Source organism: Anaeromassilibacillus sp. An200, assembly GCF_002160025.1.
Lineage (GTDB): Bacteria > Bacillota > Clostridia > Oscillospirales > Acutalibacteraceae > Caccousia > Caccousia stercoris.
The window spans coordinates 1-1,437 of record NZ_NFJU01000118.1; the positions used below are offsets into that span (position 1 = coordinate 1).

The 1,437-nt window shown below is 53.0% G+C and carries 3 protein-coding genes; all 3 read left to right on the forward strand.

Features of this window, described 5'->3' with window-relative positions; genetic code table 11:
- Positions 1–239: 239 nt before the first annotated feature.
- On the forward strand, positions 240–722 hold the full coding sequence (locus B5F35_RS18115; RefSeq protein WP_087242875.1) for a hypothetical protein: 483 nt from the start codon (positions 240–242) through the stop codon (positions 720–722).
- Positions 723–735: 13 nt separating this feature from the next.
- Entirely contained in the window at positions 736–1,062 is a 327-nt protein-coding gene (locus tag B5F35_RS18120) for a hypothetical protein (RefSeq protein WP_087243073.1), read from the forward strand.
- A gap of 46 nt (positions 1,063–1,108) precedes the next feature.
- On the forward strand, positions 1,109–1,437 hold a 329-nt coding region (locus B5F35_RS18125), incomplete at its 3' end, for an FAD-dependent thymidylate synthase (protein ID WP_140401297.1).

The window sequence follows — 1,437 nt, forward strand, 5'->3', positions numbered from 1 at the left end:
AAGACAGCGGCGCTTATACGACCTGGCTTTCCGCAATGCAGGAGCGTTCTGTGATCGAAACGGGCGTTTCCGTCACTTCCAGCGACAAGGTGCTGACCCTTTCCACCTGTACCAATGGCGGCGCTGACCGCTTTATCGTCATGGGCAGGCTGGTAGCTGTAACTGAATAACAGATTTTAGAAAGATGGCGCGGGATGCCGGCTGCTCCCGCGCCCATCTCTATATATGGAGGATTTGCAATGGTAAATAACATTGTTCCCATTCCCGGATATGTCCATCTCTACCGCTCCATGCTGCGGTTTTACGATATGCCCAGTGCGGAGCTGAAAGAAATGCTCTACCTTCTGAATACCGCCAACCTGGACAGCTACGGCTTCCACCACCCGGAGGCGCATGTGGTCGAGAGCGGCCCGGTGGCCTTCTGCGGCTGGCTGGATCAACGGTATGCCCGCCCTTACCGGACGGAAGTACAGCTTTATAAATCCCTGCTGGCCTTAAAACGGAGCATTGACCGGGATTGCATTGTCACTTCCCAGCGGGAGGCCCTTCAAATGCTCCGGTGTGTGATCTCCAACCTGGAATACCGGTTCTATAAAGCCTACAACATGGAATTTGAGGATAAGCGCACGGTGTATTCCGAGTGCGCCTTCCGGCTGATCCCGCGGGAGGATGAACCCAGCGTGTGCCTGATGCACGATTGGATTTATCTTCCTACGGCGTAAAGCGGGGTGAGTTATGACACAAAAAGAATTTCAGGCTGTTTTCCGGGAACAGGTACGGCAGTGTGAAGGGCTTCTGATTCAGAAGGCCAAAGAATATACCGGCGACAACCCGGACCGGCTCAGCGCCTTCAAAGCGGCGGCTGCGATCCAGGACAGCACCCCGCAGCGGGCTTTGGCCGGGATGATGGCAAAGCACATCATCTCCATTTATGATATGTGCTTTACGGACCGGAAAACTTTTGAGCTGCCTGTCTGGGAGGAAAAGATCACCGACAGCCTTAACTATCTGTTTTTACTAAAAGCTGTGATAAAGGAGGAATTGGAACATCAATCAGATTGAAACTAAAATTTTGAACTGCACTGCGGTACAGGAAGCAGAGAAAAACATGGTGTTTGCGGCAAGGCTCACCCAGCGGGGCCATGCGATCCATTCCATGGATGACCTTTTGGCCCTTTATGAGAAAGCCTATACTGCCGATACGGTCAAACGGATCGCTTCTCTGCCGCACCCCGCCGTACAGAAGTTTTCGGTTATCACGGTGGCGGTTGTGGGAGCCAGCAGGCGTTTCCTGGCACAGATCACCCGGCACCAAAACGAGGTCAAGCTTATCAGCGCCTCTTTGCAGTACAGCAATTATGCGGGGCAGGCTGATTTTGTGGTGCCTTATGAGATCCTGACGGCAAGCCAGTGGGTGCATGACTTCTACCTGAAAAA